This is a genomic window from Phytoactinopolyspora limicola, assembly GCF_011320225.1.
Lineage (GTDB): Bacteria > Actinomycetota > Actinomycetes > Jiangellales > Jiangellaceae > Phytoactinopolyspora > Phytoactinopolyspora limicola.
In genome coordinates this window covers 21517-43336 of the sequence record NZ_JAAOEN010000002.1, presented here as the reverse complement: position 1 = coordinate 43336, position 21820 = coordinate 21517, and the positions used below count along the sequence as shown (strand labels likewise).

The 21820-nt window shown below is 67.0% G+C and carries 18 protein-coding genes; 9 read left to right on the top strand and 9 right to left on the bottom strand.

The window, feature by feature from the left end; genetic code table 11:
* The first annotated feature begins 111 nt into the window (after window positions 1-111).
* Complete coding sequence (locus G8760_RS05835; RefSeq protein WP_207782066.1) at window positions 112-1986, top strand: glycerophosphodiester phosphodiesterase family protein; 1875 nt, start codon at window positions 112-114, stop codon at window positions 1984-1986.
* Between the two features lie 34 nt (window positions 1987-2020).
* Here G8760_RS05835 and G8760_RS30515 read toward each other — a convergent pair whose 3' ends face one another.
* A complete protein-coding gene (locus G8760_RS30515; protein WP_281355133.1) occupies window positions 2021-2149 on the bottom strand; it encodes a hypothetical protein in 129 nt (42 codons plus the stop codon).
* A gap of 48 nt (window positions 2150-2197) precedes the next feature.
* On the opposite strand from G8760_RS30515, the gene G8760_RS05830 reads away from it, so the two are divergent.
* The 5 genes from G8760_RS05830 (at window position 2198) to G8760_RS05810 (ending at window position 7993) form a co-directional block, all read left to right on the top strand.
* The gene (locus tag G8760_RS05830) at window positions 2198-3229 is read left to right on the top strand and encodes an extracellular solute-binding protein (protein ID WP_166348315.1); all 1032 of its coding nucleotides are present in this window, start codon (window positions 2198-2200) and stop codon (window positions 3227-3229) included.
* Window positions 3219-4472 carry an ABC transporter ATP-binding protein gene (locus G8760_RS05825; RefSeq protein ID WP_207782065.1) on the top strand — a complete coding sequence of 418 codons (1254 nt, stop codon included), beginning with the start codon at window positions 3219-3221 and terminating at the stop codon, window positions 4470-4472. The genes G8760_RS05830 and G8760_RS05825 overlap by 11 nt, the downstream gene beginning before the upstream one ends.
* Entirely contained in the window at window positions 4469-6253 is a 1785-nt protein-coding gene (locus G8760_RS05820) for an ABC transporter permease (RefSeq protein ID WP_207782064.1), read from the top strand. The genes G8760_RS05825 and G8760_RS05820 overlap by 4 nt, the downstream gene beginning before the upstream one ends.
* A 43-nt stretch (window positions 6254-6296) precedes the next feature.
* A complete protein-coding gene (locus tag G8760_RS05815) occupies window positions 6297-7118 on the top strand; it encodes an HAD-IIA family hydrolase (RefSeq protein WP_166348310.1) in 822 nt (273 codons plus the stop codon).
* A gap of 89 nt (window positions 7119-7207) precedes the next feature.
* A complete protein-coding gene (locus G8760_RS05810) occupies window positions 7208-7993 on the top strand; it encodes a DeoR/GlpR family DNA-binding transcription regulator (protein WP_166348305.1) in 786 nt (261 codons plus the stop codon).
* 16 nt (window positions 7994-8009) lie between these two features.
* Here G8760_RS05810 and G8760_RS05805 read toward each other — a convergent pair whose 3' ends face one another.
* Both G8760_RS05805 and G8760_RS05800 read right to left on the bottom strand, forming a co-directional pair.
* Window positions 8010-8270, bottom strand: a complete 261-nt coding sequence (locus G8760_RS05805) for a hypothetical protein (protein WP_166348301.1) — start codon at window positions 8268-8270, stop codon at window positions 8010-8012.
* Between the two features lie 219 nt (window positions 8271-8489).
* On the bottom strand, window positions 8490-9014 hold the full coding sequence (locus G8760_RS05800; protein WP_166348297.1) for a hypothetical protein: 525 nt from the start codon (window positions 9012-9014) through the stop codon (window positions 8490-8492).
* Window positions 9015-9181: 167 nt separating this feature from the next.
* On the opposite strand from G8760_RS05800, the gene G8760_RS05795 reads away from it, so the two are divergent.
* Window positions 9182-10273 (top strand): fatty acid desaturase family protein, encoded by a 1092-nt coding sequence (locus tag G8760_RS05795; RefSeq protein ID WP_166348292.1) that lies wholly within the window; start codon window positions 9182-9184, stop codon window positions 10271-10273.
* A gap of 72 nt (window positions 10274-10345) precedes the next feature.
* Here G8760_RS05795 and G8760_RS05790 read toward each other — a convergent pair whose 3' ends face one another.
* The 6 genes from G8760_RS05790 to G8760_RS05765 form a co-directional block, all read right to left on the bottom strand.
* Entirely contained in the window at window positions 10346-11707 is a 1362-nt protein-coding gene (locus tag G8760_RS05790) for an acyltransferase family protein (protein ID WP_166348289.1), read from the bottom strand.
* Window positions 11708-11796: 89 nt separating this feature from the next.
* Window positions 11797-14655 carry a sugar-binding protein gene (locus tag G8760_RS05785; RefSeq protein WP_166348286.1) on the bottom strand — a complete coding sequence of 953 codons (2859 nt, stop codon included), beginning with the start codon at window positions 14653-14655 and terminating at the stop codon, window positions 11797-11799.
* Between the two features lie 150 nt (window positions 14656-14805).
* On the bottom strand, window positions 14806-15609 hold the full coding sequence (locus G8760_RS05780) for a carbohydrate ABC transporter permease (RefSeq protein ID WP_166348283.1): 804 nt from the start codon (window positions 15607-15609) through the stop codon (window positions 14806-14808).
* Window positions 15606-16688 (bottom strand): carbohydrate ABC transporter permease, encoded by a 1083-nt coding sequence (locus G8760_RS05775; RefSeq protein WP_166348280.1) that lies wholly within the window; start codon window positions 16686-16688, stop codon window positions 15606-15608. The genes G8760_RS05780 and G8760_RS05775 overlap by 4 nt, the downstream gene beginning before the upstream one ends.
* 191 nt (window positions 16689-16879) lie before the next feature.
* Complete coding sequence (locus G8760_RS05770) at window positions 16880-18274, bottom strand: extracellular solute-binding protein (protein ID WP_166348278.1); 1395 nt, start codon at window positions 18272-18274, stop codon at window positions 16880-16882.
* Window positions 18275-18306: 32 nt separating this feature from the next.
* Window positions 18307-19434, bottom strand: coding sequence for a PfkB family carbohydrate kinase (locus G8760_RS05765; protein ID WP_166348275.1), 1128 nt, complete (start codon window positions 19432-19434; stop codon window positions 18307-18309).
* A 261-nt stretch (window positions 19435-19695) separates the two neighbouring features.
* On the opposite strand from G8760_RS05765, the gene G8760_RS05760 reads away from it, so the two are divergent.
* Together G8760_RS05760 and G8760_RS05755 are read left to right on the top strand one after the other, a co-directional pair.
* Complete coding sequence (locus tag G8760_RS05760) at window positions 19696-20448, top strand: DeoR/GlpR family DNA-binding transcription regulator (RefSeq protein ID WP_166348272.1); 753 nt, start codon at window positions 19696-19698, stop codon at window positions 20446-20448.
* Window positions 20445-21776 (top strand): 6-phospho-beta-glucosidase, encoded by a 1332-nt coding sequence (locus G8760_RS05755; protein ID WP_166348269.1) that lies wholly within the window; start codon window positions 20445-20447, stop codon window positions 21774-21776. The genes G8760_RS05760 and G8760_RS05755 overlap by 4 nt, the downstream gene beginning before the upstream one ends.
* Window positions 21777-21820 lie beyond the last annotated feature (44 nt).

Genomic DNA, 21820 nt, shown 5'->3' with positions numbered 1-21820 from the left:
GTGGATGGCAGGTGAATAGACTCCCGAAACAGTGATCGGATATGAAGGTTTTTGAACGAATCCGATCGGTCTGTCATGACCCAGCAGGTACCACGTCCACGGAGGTGCCCGGTGCGGCCCAACCGACTCTCCCTCCCCCTCTGGGCAGCCGTCCCCCTGGTCGCTGCCCTGCTGACCGCCATTCCGGTGTCGGCGGCCGGCGACGAACCCCAACCGGACGAACCCGAGGTGATCCTCCATGAGGACTTTTCGGGCGGTGAGATTCCCGCGGGCTGGAACCCCGTCGACGGTGAATGGGAGGTGGTCGACGGCCGGCTGGTCGGCACCAGCGCGTCCTCGTCGCAACAGTCGCGGATCACCTTCGGCGAGCATCGCCGTAATTTCCGGGTCGAGGTGACGGCCCGTTTCGAGCAGGTCGTCAACGCCGCGCGCTGGACCGCCGTCGCTCTCGACATCGCCGATGACGGGTCCACGCCGTGGTGGATCGCCACCATGCGCAGCGGTACCGCCGCACCCAACGGACTCGAGTTCGCCCAGCGGACCGCCTCGGACTCGTGGAACGTGACCGACACCGCGGCGGCACCCTACGATGCCGGCACCGGGCGCGACGTCCACATCGCGATCGACGTCAGGGGCAGCCGGGCTACCTGGATTTTCGACGATCAGGAGATCATGGAGACGGCCGCCTTGCACCGGTCCGCGGACGGGGTCCTCGGCTTGATCGTGAATGGAGCGACGGTGTCTTTCGACGACGTGCTGGTCACCGAACTGGATGACGACCCCATTACCCGGCCGATCGGGCCGGACTCGGTGCCGGCGGTGATCGCACACCGCGGCTACTCGGGTGTCAATCCGGAGAACACCCTCGCGGCCATCGAAGCCGGCCTGCGCAGTGGCGCCGAGTATGTGGAGATCGACGTCCACAGCAGCTCCGACGGTGTGCCGATCGTGCTGCATGACCAAACACTCGACCGCACAACCGATGGTACGGGGGCGTTGTCTGGGGTGACCTCGGAGTACGTGGCCGGCCTGGACGCCGGCTCGTGGTTCTCCTCCGCGTTCGCCGGGCAGAAGGTGCCGACCCTGGCCGACGTGCTCGACCTGATGCAGGGGAGGGCGCCGGTCCTGCTCCTGGAGATCAAGGGACCGGAGACCTACGACGAACTCACCACCACCATCGACGTCATCCGCGAACGTGACCAACTCGATCAGGTGATATTGCAAAGCTTCGACGAACAGGTGCTGCGCGACGTGCGGCAGATCGAGCCAGACCTGCGGATCGCGTTGCTGCGGTCGACGATCGACCCCGACCCGGTCACGGTCGCCCAGGAGTTCGGCGTCATCGCCTACAACCCGAACTGGAATCGGCTGCGGGAACGCCCGGAGGTCATCGCGGAGTTGCAGGACGCCGGCATCGCCGTGATGCCGTACACGATCAACGACCCAGAGCAGTGGGCCATCCTGCGCGACATCGGCGTCGATGGGATTATCACCGACCACCCGGGTGCGCTGGTCGGTTGGAATGCCCGGCACGTGCAGACCGTCCCCGACGAGCCGGCCGTCCAGATCGTCGCACCTCTCGACGGAGCCACGGTCACCCGCGGCGACACTCTCGTACCGGCGGTGGTCGCCGAACGTGCCGATCAGATCGAGCTCACCTTCGACGGCGAGCCGGTTGCCGTAGGCGCCAGCATCGACGTCGACGGTCTTGACCTCGGCGACCACACGATCGAGGTATCGGTCCGCGGGGTCGCCGGCGAGGCCACCGCCAGTTCGACGGTGACCGTCGAAGCATCGGCGGCCGGGCTGATCCGGCTGGCGACCACACCCGACGTTCCTCGTCAGCTACGCGACCAACTGCTGCGGGCGATCGATCGTGGGGATTGGACCAGAGTCGCCGGCACCGCCGAGCGCGCCGGCGAGCGAGACGAGCTCCCCGCGGAGTTGGCCGCCCGCATCTCCGGCGACGCGCAGGCGCTGACCTAACCACAAAGCCGGGTGCCGCCGAGGCGTAACCCGGCTACCACCACCACGGCTCGGGACCGGAGCGCAGGGACACCGCCGTCTCGACACCGACGCTGAACAGCGAAACGTACCCCGACGATCGTCCGGGGGCCAGACCCCGCACTACCACGTCTCGCCGAGCCATGCCCTCATGTCCCCGCGGCCGGCGAGCCGATACCGAAAGGACCACACCATGACACGTCCACACCTGTGGGGCACCACCGCACTGGTCGCGTCGGCCGCCTTGACCCTCACCGCATGTGGTGGGTCCGGCGACGACGGCGGCATCGGCACCATCAACTTCTACTCGCCCGAGACGGCCGACATGACCGAGGAGATCGCCGCGGCCTTCGAAGACCAGGTCGGTGGCAAGGTCACCGTGACCTCCGGTGGTACCAACGAGATCGTCAACCAGATGCTGGCCGAACAGGACAACCCGCGCGGCGACGTCTGGTATGGCGGGGGTGGCTTCATGCCGTTCGAGTTCGCCAAGGAGAACGGCCTGCTCGAGGCGTACACCCCCGACGTCGTCGCCGATCTGGACCTGTTCGACGGGCCGATCCAGATGCGCGACGACGAGTGGTACTGGATCGGCGCCGACATCTTCGTTCTCGGCTTGGCCTACAACACGGAGCTGGTCAGTGAGGACGAACTGCCGGAGACGTGGGCGGAGCTGGCCGATGAGCGATGGCGGGACGAGATCCAGCTACCGAACCCGGCCGCGTCGGGCACCGCGACGTTGTTCGTCCTCAGCCAAGTCATGCTGCAGGGCGAAGACGCGGCGTGGGAGTACTTCGACCGGGTCGTCGAGAACGCGAGCGCCATCCCGGACTCCGGCGCCGGCCCGACCCAAGCGGTGGCGCAAGGTGAGGCATCGCTGGGGGTCGCCTTCGAGTTCATGCCGTACCAGCTCCAGGAGCAGCAGGGTGCACCGGTGGAGTTCCACGTGCCCGCTGACACTCCGGTCCTGGTCAACCCGATTACGTTGATCGCGGACGGGCCCAATCCGGAGGGTGGGCAGCGGTTCATCGAATGGTTCCTCAGCCCGGAGGGTCAGCAGATCCGCGCCGACTGGCACTACTTGGTCGCCAACGACGAAGTCGACATGCGGATCCCCCTGAGCGTGGCTGACGTCATCGACCACGCCATGGATCTCGACATCGACTGGGTGTCCGACAACTACGACGCCACTCGGCAGCAGTGGGCGGATCGTTATGGCAGCTGAGCCGATGCTGACGACCGAGCGGGTGGAGTACGCGGAGCAGGACGACACAGACGGCTTCCTCGTCCTGCGTCACCTGACCAAACGCTTCGACAGCACCGTCGCCGTCGACGACGTCGATCTGAGCATCCGGCAGGGCGAGTTCTTCGCCTTGCTGGGGCCGTCGGGATGCGGCAAGACGACGACGATGCGGTGCATCGCTGGCTTCGAGCAGCCGACGTCGGGACATATCGAGATCGCCGGCCGGTCGGTGGCCGGCCTCCCACCGGCCCAGCGCGACACCGGCATGGTCTTCCAGAACTACGCACTATTTCCGCATTACGACGTGTTCCGCAACGTGGCGTACGGGCTGCTGATGGACCATTTGCACGGCTCCGGTGTCGCCGGCCGCGCCCGCGCGCTGGCCAGCCTCGCCAGCGGCCGTCTCGCGCACCGGCAGGCCGATCTGCGCGACGAGGTGGGCCGGGCGCTGGAACAGGTCGACCTCGCCGGATACGAGAAGCGCAAGATCAGTCAGCTCTCTGGTGGTCAGCAGCAGCGGGTGGCGCTGGCTCGGGCGCTCATCAAGCGGCCCTCCGTGCTCCTGATGGACGAGCCGCTGTCGAATCTCGACCGCAAGCTGCGGACCCAGATGCGTTACACGATCCGTGACATCCAACAGGAGGTCGGGATCACCACGATCTTCGTGACCCATGACCAGGACGAGGCCATGAGTATGGCCGACCGGATCGCGTTGATGCGGGCCGGCCGCATCGTCCAGGTGACGACACCCGCCGAGCTCTACGAGCGGCCCGCCAACCCTTGGGCGGCGGACTTCGTCGGCACGTCGAACCTGCTGGACGGCGAGGTGACCGGCACCGAACCCGGAGCCGTCGTGGTGTCGATCGGCGGGCACGAGTTGCGTTCGACCGTCGACGGCGATGACCACCGACCGGCGGTGGGTGGTGCGTGCACCGTGTTGATCCGGCCGGAGGCGATCGCGGTCGTGCCGGCCACCGCCCACGGCGACGCTGGTGGCGCGGTGCCAAGTGCTGGGAACCGACCGGTCAACGGGTTGCCCGGACGGGTCCGGCACGTGGGTTTCCTCGGCGCGGTGGTGCAGTACGAGGTCGAGACCCCGGTCGGACTGATCCGTGCCGAGCACCAGTTCGGTGGTCCCACCACCTTGATGGACGTCGGCGACGGTGTGGTGCTCGACGTGCCGCCGGCCCGGGTCCGGCTGCTCACCGCCGAGGACGAGCCGTGACGGCGCCGGTGACGCAGGAGCGTGCTATCGCGGGGCAGGGCAACGCGGCACCCGCCGGAGGGAAACGCGGCCGAAGGGCCAGGATGCGTGAACGGCTGGACACACTCGGCCTGCTCCGGGTATTGATCTGGGCTTTCTTCACCATCTTCTTGCTGGTCCCGCTGCTCTCGCTGGTGGTGGTCAGCCTGACCGGCCAGCCGGCCAACCTGCTCGGCTCGGTCGTCGACGGGACTCTTCGGGCCACCAACCTGGAGCGGCTGGCCGACGCCTCGCTGGGCACCTTCGCCGACACGGTGACCCGACCGGCCTATGTGTCGGCGCTCGGCAACAGCCTCACCCTGGCCACCTGGGTGGCGCTGATCACCACCCTGATGGCGATGCCTATCGCCTACGGGATCGCGCGGACCGCGATGCCGTTCAAACGGACACTCTCCGTGTTGTGCACCGTTCCGATCGTCATCCCGACCATGGTCGGCGCCGGTGGCTTGATCATCATGTTCGGCCGCTCCGGCTGGGCGTCCGAGCTGTACCGGCGGCTCGGCGGCGACGGCGTGATCTTCAACGTCAACTCCATGACCGGGATCGTGCTGGCCATGGTCTTCTTCCTATTTCCGTTCGTGCTGTGGCCGATGGTGGCCGCGTTCCGCGTGGCCGACGTGTCCGTCGAGAACGCCGCGATGAACCTGGGCGCTCGACGGTTGACCCCGTTCTTCACCGCCACTCTGCCGTTGGCGCTGCCCGGCGTGATCTCGTCGGCCCTACTGATCTTCGCCATCGCGTTCTCCGACTTCGGCGCCGCGATCGTGCTGGCGCCACCGGACCTGAACCTGATCGTGGTGCAGGCCTATCGCGAGATCGCCGGCTTCTTCAACTGGGCCGGCGCGTCGGTCCTGGTGATCGTGATGACGGCCGTGGTAGCGGCGTTCTTCGGTCTCCAGCGGCTGGTGCTGCGCGGCAAGGGGTACGGAACACTCACCGGCCGGGGCACCACCATCGAGCTGAACCGGTCCACCGGCCTCTGCCGGGGACTGGCCGTGTACACAACCGTCGTGGTGCTGTTGCCGACCCTGGTGCTGCTGTCCGTCGTCGTCATGTCCTTCTCCCGTCGGTGGAGCTCCAGTCTGGCGCCGCAGCAATGGACCCTCGCCCACTACGAGCGGGTCTTCGGCCGCGGCTTCGACAACGTCATCAACAGCCTGATCCTGGGCTTCGGGGCGTTGTTGCTGTGTCTTGTGCTGGGTACGTTCATCACTTACTTCGTCCACCGGCACAAGTCGACGGGTTTGGACTTCTTGACCACGATCCCGCTGATCGTTCCCGGTATCGCCCTGGGGATCGCGCTGATCCAGTCGTTCAACGCCGGTCCGTTCGTGCTCACCGGTGGTGCGTTCTTGCTGGTCGTTGGTTATGCGATCCGGCGGTTGCCGTACATGTTGCGCTCGACGGCGGGGAGTATGCAGGCGATCGGCACAGAGGTGGAAGAAGCCGCCGGGAGTCTCGGCGCTTCTCGTTTCACCGCGGTATCCACCGTGGTGTTCCCGTTGCTCGCGCCGGGGTTGCTGGCCGGTTCGATCCTGGTGTTCGTCACCGTCATCAAGGAGACCAGTCTGACCGTGCTGATGGCGCCGGCCGGCTGGCAGCCGATGAGTTATCGGATCTTCGAGGCCTTGCATCGGGGTGAGATCTTCACCGCGTCGGCGCTCTCGGTCTTGCTCGTGGTGATCGTTGTTGTTTTGCAGCAGGTCGCCTACCGGTTGACCGGTGGAATGGGACGCCGCTGACGTGGGTGCTGATCGAGATGGACTGGCGCGAAGGGACTGCTGAATGTACATCGTTGTCGACCTCGACGGCACCGTCTACCGTGGGGAGCGGGCCATCCCGGGAGCTGTCCAGGGCCTGCGGATGTTGGCCGAGCACGGACACCGGTGTGTGTTCGTCACGAACAACTCCCTGGAGCCTGGCGCGGCTTACGTCCGCAAGCTGCGCAGGCTAGGTGTCGAGCTGGAACCGGATCAGTTGCTGACCGCTGGTGAAGCGTTGTCGACGAGGCTCCTCGAGGCTTTCGGCGCCGACGCGGCGGTGTATCCGGCCGGTTCGGTGGCCATGCGAGAGCAGATCGCGGCGGCCGGACTACGCCTGGTAGATGACCACCGCGATGCCCACGTCGTGGCGCTCGGCTGGGACCGCGATTTCACCTACGCCAAACTGGACGCGATCTGCGCGGCTCGGTGGTCCGGCATCCCGGTGTTCGCGACCAACCCTGATCCCACATGTCCGTTGGTCGACGGCGAGGTCCCCGATTGTGGTGCCCTGATCGCCGCGATCGAGACAGCCACTGGCCGGCCGGTGGAGGAGGTGGTCGGCAAGCCGTCGCCCCGGATGATCGAGCTGGCGCTGGCCCGGTTTGGTGGCCTCCTCGACGAGTGTTGGGTTGTCGGTGACCGGCTCGAGACCGACGTCCGGATGGCGTTGGACTCCGACGTGTCGTCCGCGCTGGTGTTGAGCGGAGCCACCACGGCGGCGGCTGTGCGGGCTGCGGACGTCACACCCACCATGGTGTGCGACGACCTGTACCAGTTCGCGTCGTTGGTCACCACCGGGCGGGCTCCGGCACGGCAGCGGCACGATCAGGTGGCGGATCGGTAGGATCCGGTGCGACGGACGGACACGATCATCCCGCACCTACCCGGTGCCGGTGACGTTCCAGAACTGGCTCTGAGGCGGGGGACAGCAGCGTGATCCCAGAGGAGCGCCGGCAACGTATCTACGACCGGCTGATGGAGACCGGCGCGGTGCGGGTGTCCGACCTGAGCAAGGAGTTCGGCGCGTCCGAGACGACCATCCGGCGAGACATGGCCCGGATGGAAGCCAAGGGGGTGTTGGAGCGCACTCACGGCGGTTCGATTCTCACCCGGCGGATGAGTTCGGAGCCTCGTTATGACGACAAAGGTGAGCGGGAGGTAGCCGCCAAGCGGTCCATCGGTGCCGCGGCCGCGGCGTTGGTGCAGCCGGGGGAGAGCATCTTCGTCAACAGCGGATCAACCAACCTCCACGTCCTGCGCCACCTGGCGGCCAAAGAAGGGGTGCGCGTAGTCACCAACAACGCTTCGGCGCTGGAGGCGTGGCGGGAGGGTAATGAGTTGGTGCTCTCCGGTGGCCGCTACCGGCCGCGCTCGAACTCTTATGTCGGTCCGTTGGCGGCGCACTCGATCCGTTCGATGTACGCCGACCGGTGTTTCATCGGCGTAGACGGCATCAGCCTGCGGCACGGGTTGACCACACCCAACGAGAGCGAAAGCGAGATCGCCCAGCTGATGATCGCCGGTACGCTCGGTGCCGTTGTGGTAGTCGCCGACCACACGAAGATCGGTACCGTGGCGCAGTTCGTGACCGCGTCGCTCGAGCGGGTGTCCACGCTGGTGACCGACCGTCGGCTGGCTGACGACTTCGAGCAGGCCCTGTCCGAGCTGGACGTGAACGTCGTCTACGCCGACGAGCACGAGCCTGGCTCAGGGGTGTGAGCGGCGCCGCGTCGGGTCAGGCTCCGTTCCATTCGGGCGGGTGATCGGGGATGAGCCGGACGGAGAAATGGCCCTTCTTGGCGCTGCGCTCAACGGTCAGTCCGGTGCGCAGACCTTCCATCACTCGCGCGGCCTCCTTCTTGTATGCGCGTTCGGACACGGTCACTTGGCCGCCTGCCTGGCGGATGAGGGCGCCGAGTAGGGCGGCGGTGAACACGTGTGGTGGGACGTGAAGGTCGGCGACAGGGTCGCTGTGGGCGTCGTCTTGTTTGGCCATTCGAGCCCCTTCCTGTGCTGAAACCCGGCCCCGAGGCCAGGGCGCGGGCAGGCCCGGGACGGGCTCGTGCACCGGCGCGGCAGGTCCGGACCAGCCGTTAGCCGCGCCGTGGAGTGAGCCAAAGTTTACTAGGCGACCCTAAGAATGAGAAGCGCTGTTTATTCCCCGAGAAGGTTCGGTAGAGGCGAAAGTTGGTGGCGGCGTCGGCATGCCGTGAAATCAGCGGCTGGCCAGCATCTCCTGCTCCAGGCGCCAGGTGCCGTCCGAGTCGGCAATCCAACCGTGCCAGTGGAAGCGGCTCGACGTGATGTCGGTGAAGGTCCAGAGTAGGGCGCTTCCGTCGACGTCGGGCCCTTCGAGGTGGATCTCGTCGCCGACGGCGCGTGCGGTGAGTACGATCAGCGTTCCGCTGTGTGTTCCGAGCCATACGACGCGCCACGTGTTGGTGGTGGGGTAGTAGTGCCGCAGTGATGTTCCGATACCGCGGGCCCCGTACTCGTCGCGGCCTCCGTGTGGATAGGTCAGGACGTCCTGTACGGAGCGGCCGTCGAGCACCCAACCGAACGACCACCGGCCGGGATGGTCGAAGGTGGTGGTGCCTGCGGTGTCGAAGAAGCGGACGCGCATCGTCCAGGTGCCGACGAACTGTCCGAAGAGGGCGAGTCCAGGCGAGAGGTCCGGATGGGGGCCGCGGGCTATCAGTTCGGTCAGGGGCGTGTCCGGCTGCCTGTAACCGTCTATCATAAACGCAAGTTAACAGCCCGATGGTGACGGCGCAAGCGCCGCCGCTGCGCGGCTGGCGGCGCCCTGTCATCTCGGGGTGCCACTCGCGATGCGGGGGTTAGCTGCACCCCAGACACTGGTGCCAGCGCCGATGACTAGGCTGTTATACGTCCGTATTGTACGAATGTATGAATTCCATTGCTGTCGACAGTGCCGATCGCCCAGACGTCCGTCGTCACCGGTACACCAGCGATTACGCGCGTCTCACCGAGCAGATCAGGGAGGCCGGCCTGTTGCGGCGGCGGCCGCTCTTCTACGCCGTGCGAGCGGCGGTGCTCGCCGTGATGCTCGCCGGCTGCGCCGTCGCCGTTGTTGTCGTCGGCGATTCGTGGTGGCAGCTGCTCATCGCCGCGATCTTGGGTGTTCTGCTGACGCAGGTGGCGTACCTGTCACACGACGCCGCGCACCGGCAGATCTTCACCTCAGGTAAGCGTAACGAGTGGTCGGCCCTGCTGATGGGAAACTTGATCACAGGACTCAGCTACGGATGGTGGATGTCGAAGCACAGTCGGCACCACGCCAACCCGAACAAGGCCGGCGTCGATCCCGACGTGGCAGATGACGTCCTCATCTTCACCCCGGACGGTGCCCGGCGACAGCGGTGGCGGCGGGGCTTCGCCGGTTGGTTCGTCGCCCGGCAAGGCACCCTGTTCTTCCCGCTTCTGCTGCTGGCCGGGATCAACCTGCACGTCAGCGCGGTCCGGACGGTGTTGGGGCGGGCGCCGGTCAAACACCGCCGGGTGGAGATCCCGCTACTCCTGATCCGGCTTGTGCTCGTCCCGTGGATGTTGTTCGCGGTGCTCTCGCCCGGTGTAGCCGCGGCGTTCCTGCTGGTCCAGTTGGCGGTGTTCGGCGTCACCATGGGGGCGACGTTCGCGCCCAACCACAAGGGGATGCCGTTGGTGCCCCGCGACCTCAGCGTCGACTTCTTCCGCCGTCAGGTACTGACCAGCAGGAACGTACGAGGTGGCTGGCCGATCGACGTCGCCATGGGTGGGCTGAACTACCAAATCGAGCACCACCTGTACCCGAGTATGCCGCGCCCGAACCTGCGGCACGCCCAGCCCTTGGTCCGGCAGTTCTGTGCGGAACAAGGTATTCCCTACACCGAGGCGGGTCTGGTGGAGTCGTGGGGGATCGTCGTGCGACATCTCAATCGGGTCGGCCTGGGGGAGCTGGACCCGTTCCAGTGCCCTCTCGCCGCTCACCTCGGCCGGTGATCATCAGCGGAATCCGGTCGCGATCTTGTGGTCGTTGGTCGAAGAACGCGACCGCTGCGCGACCGGATTCCGCTAACGATCACCGGGGTGGGACGTGGTGGTGTGGCGGTACCGTGCCAATCGCAGCAGTCCTGCGCCGGTGAGGTAGGCGACGAGCGCCAGCGGTGCGAGGCCGGTGACGTGCTCGTCGCTGCGGCCGGAGTTGGCGACGATCAGCAAGCCACCCAGCACGCCGGCGATCCCGAGGCCGGTCATCGCCTGCCACGCCCACCCGGGCAGACGCAGGCCCGACACCACCTCGCCGCGGCCGACGGCCCGGCCCTTACTCGTGCCCGTCGTCTTCGCCTCGATCCGGGCGAAGAGAACGATGAACACGGTTAGTACGGCGGCGCAGAACACCACCCACGGCAACCGCAGCAGCAGCCACTCACCAGAACCCACGGCCGGTTCCGGCATGATGCCCGTGGGGTAGAGGGCGACGGCGGACACCACGGCGGCGCCCATGTGCCAGAGGAACATGGTCAGCACTACCGCGTTCACCGCCACGACCGCGGTCCACGGTCCGCGTCGCTGCAAGAAACGGTTCGCCGGCCGCTCCAGAAGTAGCGCGACGGCGGCCTGGGTCAGGCCAAGCACGACGAGCGCGAACGTGGGCGGTGCGGTGTTCTGGAGGTCTTCACCAGGAACACCGACCATGCTGACCGGATATGGGCCGATGGACGTCAGCGCGATCAGCAGCGCCAGACCGGCGACGGCCGACGCTGCCAGGGCGGCCGGGCGCACGGTGATGGTGCCGTCCTGCCAGGCGAACCCGATCTGGTGGAACACCAGCCATACCAGTAGGTAGTTGGCGCCGCCGACCAGCGGCACGTCGAACTGGAGGCGCGCGACGTCGAGGACGAGGACAACAACAGCCACCGCCGCCGGGAAACCCAGGCCGAAACGGCGGTGTGCCGCATAGAGAAACGGCGCGAGAAAGACCAGCGCGGAGTAGGCGGCGAGGAACCACAACGGAATCGAGGCCGCCCACACGGCGAGCGCGACGTCCGATGGATCCGCGCCGAGCAGCCGCGCCGTCGTGCCGAATGCCGCCAGCAACACGAGGAACGTCGTGGCGGGGCGGAGCAGCCGGGCGCTACGGCTGAGCAGCCAGCCGGCGTTGTCGCCGCCACGTTGGTAGTGGGAGGTCAGCGACATACCGTTGGAGAAGCCGCCCACGAGGAAGAACAGTGGCATCACCTGCAGGATCCAGGTGACGGGGTGTGACCAGGACAGATATGACAACGCGTTCTGACCGTCCACGCCGTTGTCGACGATCACCACCGCGGCTAACCAGTGGCCGATGACAACAACCGTGATGGCGGATGCCCGCAATAGGTCGACATGGCGGTTGCGGTCGGTGGGAGTCTGCTCCGCCGCAGTCCGCACATCCACGTTTCAATGCTAATCGGCCACCCACCTGATCATTGGCTTTTGACCACCAAAAACGGTGGCCAAAAGCCAATGATCATGGGAGGGGTGGGTCAGCGGACTTCGTGAGCGGCGGCGAGTGTGCCGTCGTCGGTGATGAACGCCACCAGCACCGCGAGGTCGGCGTCGCCCGCGTCACTGAGCGGCACCTCGACCGTCGACTTGCCGCGGGCCACATCGGCTCCGCTCACCGAACCGACGACCGTCTCGCCGTCCCAGACGAACACGTTCGCCTGGCCGGCCTCGCGGGTGCGCAGTTCGACCGACACGTCGTCGCCAGCGAGCTGAGCGGAACCAATCCGCAGAGTCTTGCCGTCCAGGCCGGGTCCGCCGCCGAGCGGCACCCCGTCCGCAGCGGACTGCTCGATGCTCTGCGGCGAGTTGATGCTCAACGCCACGTCAGACGGCAGGATCGGCTCAACTGGATCCGGCTCGGACTCTTCCAGCCCCGGTAGAGTCACCAGACCCCAGGCAAACGGGTTCGCCTGCACCCCGCCGAAGGTCGACCAGCCGATCCGGGTCTGGCCGGTGCGGTCCTGGGTGTCGGAGTCATACACCAGGACGTTGAGGCCCATCCGCTCCGGGTCCACCGTGTCCGGCAAGACGTCGAACGGGATCTTCGCTTCCACGGTGTAGCCGGTGTAGTCGCCGCCATCCGCGGCAACCTGAGTGATCGCTCCAGCGCACGCTGCGCAGCCGCACGTTCCGCACGCCTCGCTTTCGTGTTCGGTGACGAACTGCGGGCCGCGCACCACCGAGGCCACCTCCATACCCGGGGCGGTCTCCTCTCCCGGACCCTGGCGGTTGTCAGCATCACGCTGGAAACACGGCGGGTTGCCGTTCTCCGGGTCGTCGGTGATCGGGAAGATGCCGGTCTTGAACGTCGTCGAGCTGTTCTCCGAGTTGCCGCGCGGGTCGATGGTGATCTCGACCGAGTCGGTGCGCCAGTGTCGCTTGCAGTCTTCCGGTGTCAACACGGTGCCGAGAACGTCGTCGGTGACGTCGACGAACACGTACAGTGCCTCATCGGTGAAGCTGACCTTGGCGGTCGCGGAGATGTCCTCCGGGCCGACTTGTTCGCCTTCCCAGTGCGTCGAAACGTCCAATTCTTCGCCGGGGTACTCGCCGTCGTTGGCGACACCGTCGAGCACGGGTGCCTCGTCGAGTTTCGGCACCGTGGTGGTCGGCACCAGTTCCAGCAACGCGTCCTGCACGTCGGTGGTGGAATCGAACGTCGTGTGGATCTGGAACGGGTAACCACCACCAGGGGCATTACTCGACGTCGGCAGCGACGTGTCGGTGTTGGTGACGGCGAAGGTCACCGTCGTCGTCTCTCCGCCGGCGAGATCATCGAACGGGTGCTGCCGCGGCTCAGCGCTGAAGCCGTCGGCCAGGTCGAGTGTCACGGCGCCGCTGACGGCCTCGTCACCGTCGTTGGTCACCTCGACGTCGATCTCCTGGGTCCGCCCGGTGCCGATAGACGCGGTCTGCCGGATCAGCGTCTCCAGGTTGGGCAGGTTCTGCTCGTGGGTCCACTCGTTGAAGTCGGCGATTTCCTGCCGCGGGGCCAGCCGGGCATGCACTTCGTGGACGGTTTCGACGCCGGTTTCGTTCGTGCCGGACGCGCCGTCGCGGGTGGTGACCGTGGCGCCGAGCAGGGAGCGCTCGCCGACCGCGGCGTCCTCGGACGGAGTCACGACGACGTCCACGGTGGTTTCCTTACGAGGCGCGACGACGCGGGGCAGGTCGCCCTGGATGTCGACGCTCCAACCATCCGGTGCGCTGATGGTGAGCTCCGGACGGTTCAGCGGCCGGTTGGCGGCCTTCAGCCGTACCGTCGCCTCGAACGGAACACCAGGCAGTACGGTGAACTGATCGGTGTCGATGGTCAGCTCGGTGCCGAGCGGTAGTCCACCCTCGATCGGCAGCGCGGCGCCCTCCACGGCGGCAGTTCCACCACTGTCCGGTGCCGGGTACGGAGTACGGCTGTCGATGACGGTGAACCAGGTACACGGCAGCCGGTCGGGATCGTCGGACGGCGCGGGCCAACGGTCCCAGCCCTGCGAAACGTACTCCCACTGGGCACGCCGTTGCAGCATGGCCCAGGTCTCGCCGGCGGCCTCGGACGGACGGCCCTGCCAGGTGCCGAACACCCGGTCAGAGGGGTCGGCCGGCTGGTAGGCGGAGGTCTCACACGTCTCGCCGGTACCAGGTGCGGACCCGGTGGCGCCGTGCCGGAGGACCCTGCCCGCCGCCCAGGGCTGCAGCCCTTCGTCCCGGATCTGCTCGGGGAAGGCGTTGGGGTCGGCGGCAGCGTAGTACGCCTCGACGGCTAATCGTGCAGCCTCCTGGTGTCCGCCGTGGTTGCCCGGTGTCGGGGACGGATTCATGGTGACGATGACCTCTGGCTGGGTCGCTCGAACCACCCTGACCACGCGGCTTAGTGTTTCGTCGGGGTCTTCACCGTCCCAGGCGTCGCGATGGAGCGGGGCGCTCAGGGTGTAGAAGAGGTCGATCTTGTCGAGATTGTAGACATGCTCGATGCCGGCATAGGCGACGGCGCGGCGTTCCTCGGCTTCGCGGATCAGGCCGAGATCAGGCCCTTCCTCCAGGCCGGCGGCATTGCCGCCGCCCTCGCCGCGGGTCACGGTGACGACGCCGGCACGCAGGTCGTCGTACTCGTTCCATTGGCCGAACGCGCCGAGTGCGCCAGCTTCGTCGTCGGGATGGGCACCGACGAACAGGACGTCGAGATCGGCCGGCTCCGAGGGCCGCGGCGAGGCGGCAGCGGCGGCGGCAGATGGTGACGTGACCGAAGCCGAACCGGCCGCGGCGACCGAAACCGAGGAGACGAGTAGAGCGGCGAGTGGTACCGCGCCTAATCGGGTGAGATTACGAGGGAGATGTCGCACGGGATCTGTCCTCTCAGGGGAAGTGAAGCAGACCTGCACTCGTTGTTGATCGCGGATACGTCGACCGGTGCTTCAACCCCGATCCACGCGATGGCCGTGATCAACGGATTCTTGAGCCCGGTGGGCCGCGTGAAGGCGGCGCCGGGGCCGTCACTTGACCGCGCCTTCGACCATGCCGCGGATGAAATGCCGTTGCAGGAACAGGTAGACGAGCACGACGGGCAACGCGACGAGCGTGGCACCGGCGGCCAGCAACGCCGTGCCCGCGGTGTACTGGCCTTGGAAGAACGCCAGCCCGAGCGGTGCCGTACGCAAGCCTTCACTGGTGGCCATGACCAGCGGGATGAGGAACTCGTTCCATGTCCACATGAAGATCAGTACGAGCATCGTCGTGATCGCCGGCCGGCCCATCGGCACCAGAACCCGCCACAGAGTGCGCCAATGGCCCGCGCCGTCGAGCCTCGCGGCCTCCACCACCTCGCGGGAACTGGACCGGAAGTAGGCGCGCATCCAGAACGTACCGAACGCCACCGACTGCGCCACCTGGGGCGCCACGATCGCCACCAACGTATTGGTCAAACCCACGGAGCGCAGGTCGAAGTAGAGCGCGACGACGAGGGCCTCCGCGGGCACCATGATCCCGAGCAGGACCACGTAGAACAACACCTCGGAGCCGCGGAAACGCATCGTGCCGAACGCGTAGCCGGCCATGATCGAGAACAGCGCGGATAGGCCCACCACCAGCACCGCCACGATGGCGCTGGTTCTCATGTAGGAACCGAACCGGCCTTGGGTCCATGCCTCGGCGAAGTTGCCGAAATGCAGCCCCCCGGAGTCGCCGATCTGGTCCGGCGACAGCGCCGTGGAGATGATCATGAGAACGGGGTAGAGGGCGATGGTGGCGAAGAGGATGAGGATCGCGTAGTTCGCGATCCGTTCGGTACGGGAGATCATCGGCGCCGCCCTCCCTCGTCGCTAGCCGCAGGTGTGCTCAGCGCACCGGACGGTGCCGAGGTGACGGTGGTGGGTGGATCGTCGTGACGGCGGCGCAGTAGCGCCCGGATGCCCCGGGTGGCCGGTGGGCCAGCCGGTCCCTGCCCGTCGTCGCCGATCCGGTTGATGATCACGGTGGCGACGAACACGATGGCGGTGAGCACGAGGGCGAGCGCGGCGGCCGTCCCGACCTCGCCGATCAGGAACGCATGGCGGTAGACCTCGTAGGACGGGACCGCCGTGCGGTTGCCGGGGCCGCCGCTGGTCATTACGTATACCAGGTCGAATGTCTTGAGCGCGGCTATCACCGTGAGGGTGAGCGCGACGGCCAACTCGCCTCGCACCGACGGGAGCGTGATGGTGAAGAACTCACGCAGCGGGCCGGCACCGTCGAGGCGGGCCGCCTCGTACAGTTCACGCTGGATCTTGGCCATACCGGCGAGGAACAGCACGAAGCACAGGCCGGTGCCCACCCAGGTGCCGACCAGCCCCACCGATGGCAGCGCCCAGGTGTAGTCGCCAAGCCACGGACGGGCGAGTCCGTCGAGGCCGACCCCGCGCAGCAACGAGTTGAGCGGTCCCTCTGGTCCGTAGATCTGCCGCCACGCGATGGCGACGACCACCATTGGCACCACCTGGGGCAGAAAGATCAGCACCCGGAACAAGCCGAGGCCGCGCATCCGCCGGGCCCGCATCATGGTCGCGGCCAGTAGGAGGCCGAGCGACACCGGGATGACGGCATAGAAGACGATCAGCACCAAGGCGTGGAAGAACGCGCCCCGCAGGGTCGGGTCGGAGAAGACCGCGGTGTAATTCGCCAGACCCACCCACGTGCTGCTGCCGAGGCCGTCCCATTCGTAGAAGGAGAAGGTGGCACTGCGCACCAGGGGGAAACCGATGAAGGTGGCGAAGACCGCCACCGCCGGGAGGATGTACAGGTAGGCAAGCCGTCGCGGCTCGCCCGGCGGTCCCGATGAGCGCCGCCGGCGCCGGGTTGCCGGCGTGTCGGCCGCTCGGTCGGCGGCGTGTGTGCCCGCCATCGACCCCATCGCCCCTCCTTGTCGTGTTCGTCGATACCCACCACCGCCGGTGATCGTTAGCGGATTTCCGCCCCCAGCCCCCGTGATCGTTGCCGGAATCCGGTCGCTATAGCGACGCGAATCCGGCAACGATCACCGGCGAGGAGGGCGGAAATCCGCTAACGATCACTGCGGATGTAGAGCTTCCGCTCTTAGCTGCCGACCTGCTCCACGTACTCCGCTTCGAGGTGCTCCAGGAAGTCCTGGGGCGCGCGCTGACCACCCAGCAGGTCTTGGATGGCCGCGGTGATGGTGTCGTAGAACGTCGGCGTCGCGTAGTCCAGGTACGGCACCAAGAGGTCTTCAGCGCCCGCCTGGGCCCATGCCTCGAACACGTCAGCCTGCAGGCCGCTGGCCTCCTGCTGCTCGGCGTCCACCACGGGAAGGTTGCCAGCGTCGGCCACCGTCGCCATCGCCTCGGAGTTCGTGATGAAGTCGATGTACGCCGCGGCAGCGTCCTTGTTGTCGCTATTGGACGGGATGGCGAACGGAATGCTGATGCCTCCGGTGACCAGGTTCTGACCGCTCGCCCCGGCCGGCGGGAGGATGAAGCCGACGTCGTCGCCCATCGCGCCGTCGAGGTCGGCCAGCAGCCACGTGCCAGCGACGAGGAAGACGCCCTCGCCCTGGGTGAACTGCTGCCACGAGTCGTCGTAGTCGAGTCCGGCGAAGCCGTCGGTGAAGTATCCGGCGTCCACCCAGTCCATGATCGTCTCGGTGGCCTCGACGCTCTCCGGCTCCAGCCAGGACGAACCCGGCCGGCCGAATCCGAGGTTGCGGATGGTCTCGGCGTCGACGAACTGGTTCTGCACGAACCCGTACTCGTGAATCCCGGCGAACGGGTTCAGGTTGCCGAACTGGATCGGCAGCTCACCGGCATCGTCGGCCGCCTCCAACGCGGCGACGAACTCGTCGTGTGTGGCCGGCGGGTCGATGCCCAACTCGTCGAGCTTCGGCTTGCTGTAATAGAGCCCGACGATCTCGCCCATCTGCGGCAGACCGTACAGAGCGCCGTCACCATAGACCTCGCCATCGTCGCTATACATCGCCAGCGACCGGACCGACTCCGGGAAGCGGTCGAACCAGCCGTACGTGCCCGCGTACGAGTCGAGCGGCTCCAGCAGGCCGGAGGCGACGTACTGACCCATGTCGGTGCGGCCGTTGTTGGCCTGTACGACGTCAGGAGCGTCATCGTCGCTCAGGGCCAGCCGCAACGTGGTGCGGAGGTCATCGGTGCTCCGGGACACCCGCTCGATGGTGATGTTCGGGTACTCCGCCTCGAACGCCTCGTTGAGCGCGTCGATCTGCTCGGACTGCCCACCGCGTACTTCCTGGTCCCACACGACCAGCGTGAGTTCGCCGAGGTCGCTTGGGTCGGTATCCCCGTCCGCGTCGGCGTCCGCATCCCCGTCGGCGTCAGCGGTGGTGTCGCCCCCCGCGTCGCCGTCGTCACCATCGTCGTCGCTGCCGGGTGCGCAGGCCGCGATGAGCGCGACGACGCCCGCGGTGGCCACGAACCGTGCCCACTTGCGTGTTGCTCTGCTCATTCCTTGTGCCCTTTCGTGTTGGTACTCCTCGATTAGCGCCCGGCGCGGAATCCCAGAGTTGCGATAGCCCGGGAGACCTCGGGAACGTCGTAATCGGGGAGGATCTCATCGAGGAATGCGTAGCTTCCGGCCAGCGCCGGGTCCTTCGATCCGGTGTCATTCCACCAGGTGGCGATATCGCCCCATCCGGGGGCCGCCAGGGCGCCACCGAAATGGCGCACCGAGAGCGCCGCCGCCAGATTGGCCAACCGGAGTCGATGCTCCAGCGGCCAACCGGCCACGGTGCCGGTCATGAGCCCGGCCAGGAAGACGTCGCCGGCTCCGGTGGGATCCATCGCGTCGACCGGCACGGCTGGTGCGTGCACCGTTGTATCCGTGTCTCGTTCGTAGGCGATCACCCCGTCGGCGCCGCACGTCACCACGGCCAGCGGCACCAGCTTCGAGAGTGCCTTGACCGCGTCGGCCGGGGAGTCGGTACGGGTGTAGCTCATCGCTTCGACCGCGTTGGGGGAGAAGGCGTAACAGCCACGCAGTTTGTCGCGCAGCCGGTCGATGTCCCAGCGGTCCTCCGGGTCCCAGCCGAGGTCGGCGAAGATCAGTCCGCCGTCGTCCGCGATGGTGTCGACCCACGGCTGGCGGTCGGCACCGAGGTCGATGAAGGTGGCCCGGGCCCGGGGCGGGTGCCCGACCAGCCGCGACTGGGCCTCGGCGATGTGTCCGTGGGTGACCATCGTGCGGTCGCGCTGGTACACCGTAGATACCGTGACCGGGGAGTGCCATCCGGTGATGTATCGGGAGTACGTGAGATCGACACCTTCTTGGATGCCCAGTGTCTGCCGGCAGTAGTCCCCGTAGAGGTCTTCACCGAAGGCGGTGGCCAAACTGGTGCGTAGGCCGAGGCGGGCACAGGCGACCGCCATGTTCGCGACACCACCCGGACCGGAGCCCATGCCCGACGCCCAGACCTCCGTGCCACGTTGGGGCGGCGCTTCGAGGCCGATGAAGATGATGTCGAAGAAGACGGTGCCCGTCAGGAAGATGTCCACCTCGGGGTCGCCGTCGTTCCGGACGGGTTCGAGTGGGTCGTAAAAGTGTCGCGCCGGGCGACCGGGCGGGCGCGGCCCGCCGGGTGGCGGCGGTGGTTGTGCGGTGCTGGGCACTGGTACCTCGGGGTGTGGTGGGCCGTGGGACGAGCGGGCGACCGGTGCGGTAGTCGGCCGGGCCGATGGTGGTGCGGGGTGCGGGGTGCGTTGTGACACTGTCGTGTTGTTGTCGTGTTGTTAGAACATAGCCGTCGTGCTTGAAGTTGACAAGATCTGCTCATAACGAGTGGCGTACCCCACCATATGTGAAGGTTATTTGATCATTGTGCGCAGCCCTGCGATGGACATCGCGGCATATTTGATTGATATTGTTCAATTGTGCTCGCACAGCGACGATATGAGTTGATCATGCAGACCCTGCGTTCCGAGGGTCCCGTCTCCGTTGGTGTGCTCGCCGACCGGCTAGGCGTCAGTCCGGCCACGGTCCGCCGCGACCTGACCCGCCTCGAACGGCTCGAACTGCTGACCAGGGTTCGTGGTGGCGCCGCGGCGCGCACCGCGCTGGAAGAGCCATTCGCCGAGGTCGCCACCATGGGCCAGGAAGCGCGCGACGCCGTCGCCGCCCGGGCCGCGGAACTCGTCCAGGATGGTGACGTCCTCCTGCTGGATATCGGGACCACGGTGCACCGACTCGCCGCTCACCTGCGAGGCCGCTCGATCACGGTGATGACGGCCAACCTGGCCGTGTATGAGGAACTGGTCCCGGATCCAGAGATCGAGCTGATCCTGCTCGGCGGGGTCGTACGCCGCAACTACCGCTCCTTGGTGGGGTTCCTCACCGAAGATAGCGTGCGCCAACTCAGGGCCGGTCGCTTCTTCATGGGGACGAGCGGCGTCAGTCCCGATGGCACCATCGTCGACACCACCGCGGTGGAGGTGCCGGTACGCCGGGCAATGATCGCTTCCGCGGATCAGGTGATCCTGGTGGCCGACCGGTCGAAGTTCCCCGGCAGCGGGTACGCCACCGTCTGTGGACCAGAGGCGCTCGACACCGTGATCACCAACGAGGGCGCCGATCCAGGCACCCTCGCGACCTTGAATGAATCTGGAGTAGAGGTGATAGCCGTATGAGGCTGACCATCCTGGGCGGTGGCGGCTTCCGCGTCCCGCTCGTGCATTCCGCGCTGACCGACGAAGGTTCCGGCGTCGACGCCGTGGTGCTACACGACACCGACCCCGAGCGGGTGCGCGCGGTGCGCGCGGTGCTGGACGACACCGCCGGAGGACGCGGACCTGAAGTGGTGGTTGAGGATGACCTGGGAGCCGCGTTGGACGGCACCGACTTCGTCTTCTCCGCGATCCGGGTGGGCGGCCTGCGGGGCCGGGTGTGCGACGAGCGTTCGGCGTTGGCCGAAGGGATGCTCGGTCAGGAGACCACCGGGGCGGGCGGCATCTGCTACGGCCTGCGCACCGTCCCAGTAGCGCGGCGCATCGCCGCGGCCGTCCGTGAGCACGCACCGCAGGCGTGGGTCATCAACTTCACCAATCCCGCCGGGATGGTCACCGAAGCGATGAGCCAGATCCTCGGAGACCGAGTGATCGGGATCTGCGACTCGCCGGTCGGCCTCTTCCGCAGGGTAGCCCGGGCACTAGACGTCGGCATGGATGACGCGTGGTTCGACTACGCGGGGCTCAATCACCTGGGCTGGCTGCGGCGAGTCCTCGTCGATGGGCGCGACGTGCTGCCGGATCTGCTGGCCGACACCGACGCGCTCACGTCGTTCGAGGAAGGCAAGCTGTTCGGCGTCGAGTGGCTGCGCACGCTGGGCGCCATTCCTAATGAGTACCTCTATTACTACTACTTCACCCAGGATGCCATCACCTCGATCGAGGAGGCTGAGGCGACGCGGGGCGAGTTCCTGCTCCGTCAGCAGGAAGGTTTCTATCGGGAGGTCGGCGAAGGCGACGCGGCCGCCCGATGGGACCGGACGAGGCAAGAACGTGAGGCCACCTACATGGCCGAGAGCCGGGAGGCATCTGGGGCCGGCAGCAGGGACAGCGCGGATCTCGACGGTGGCGGATACGACCGGGTGGCGCTGGCATTGATGCGGGCTATCGCGGCCGACGAGCAGGTGCGCCTCGTGCTGAACGTCCGCAACCGCTCCGCGTTGGCCGGCCTCGACGCCGACGCGGTGGTGGAGGTGCCGTGCGTCGTCGGCCGCAACGGAGCACACCCGCTGGCCGCCGGTGCGCTGGAGCCGTCGGCGTCCGCCTTGGTGTCCAGCGTGAAGGCGGCGGAACGGGCCACCATCGAGGCCGCCACCACCGGGTCGCGGGCGGCTGCGGTGAAAGCCCTGGCTATCCATCCGCTCGTAGGGTCGGTACATGCGGCCGAGCGCATCCTGCAGCGGGAATTGGACGCGCTGCCGGAGTTGCGCTCGGTGCTGACTCAGCCGTGAGGCGCCACGGGGTGTGGTGCCCACCCCCACTTCCATGATCATTG